The following is an 853-nucleotide window of genomic DNA, read 5'->3' on the forward strand; positions in this document are numbered from 1 at the left end:
TGGGGCAGTACTCTTTTTTGCCAATATATGGCGAAATTGTTTCACCTAGAATGACTAGGTATCAAAAATTTCACTGCATATTGTCTAAAAAATAGTCACTGCCAGCACCACATTTGAATGTTCAACACGCCCTAGTCAGTAGTTTTGTGACAAAGCAAACATGTAACAAACAATTTCTAACACTTCTTGAGCCTTATTTTGGCTACTATACGTGTTAGATACTTAACGCATAGTTAAAGATAATTACATGATTACGTGATTACGTGATTACATATATGGTTAAGTACATAATAATATCAATACCTTTGGAGCGTGCCATGAATACCCTGACTAAATTTGCGATTGCCCTACCTACCTTTGCTTTACTGAGTGCTTGTGCGACCACGGCTCCGACCACTCCAAATGCATCAGATGTCCCTGCGTCAGACATACCTGAATCAGAAACTGTACCCAGTGCCGCTTATGATCGCATGGCACCTGCGCCTTATACCTGTACTGATGACAGTCAAATTATGGTAAAACAGTCCATTAACAAAAAACAGGTCATGCTCAATGTGACCTTACCTAAAGTAAAATGGGCAGCGCAACCCATTATCTTAAATGGTGATGCGCAAGAGCATGTCGCAAGCTATGTCAATGATTCAAGCCCAGGCGCGGTCTATGCATGGCACATGAAAGAAGATAAAGGTATCTTTGCCATTAAATGGGCCGATGGGACGGAATACCACGTAAGCTGCCAAATCTAATAACAGCATCATGTACAAAAAGCGATGATAAACTTTCATCAGTCATCATATGATGGCTGTTTTTTTGAGTTTTATTATCTTAGCAGTACTATAAAATGATTTATGAT

1 protein-coding gene is annotated in these 853 nt (G+C 39.5%); it reads left to right on the forward strand.

Annotation, left to right across the window (positions count from 1 at the left end; genetic code table 11):
• Positions 1-317 precede the first annotated feature (317 nt).
• The gene (locus ACT3QP_RS14930; protein ID WP_444526044.1) at positions 318-746 is read left to right on the forward strand and encodes a hypothetical protein; all 429 of its coding nucleotides are present in this window, start codon (positions 318-320) and stop codon (positions 744-746) included.
• Positions 747-853 lie beyond the last annotated feature (107 nt).

The sequence above is a fragment of the Psychrobacter sp. AOP7-B1-24 genome, assembly GCF_052376215.1.
GTDB lineage: Bacteria > Pseudomonadota > Gammaproteobacteria > Pseudomonadales > Moraxellaceae > Psychrobacter.

Coding starts and splice junctions, on each gene's coding strand:
- ACT3QP_RS14930 (WP_444526044.1), top strand. CDS start 318: ATGAATACCCTGACTAAATTTGCGATTGCCCTACCTACCTTTGCTTTA.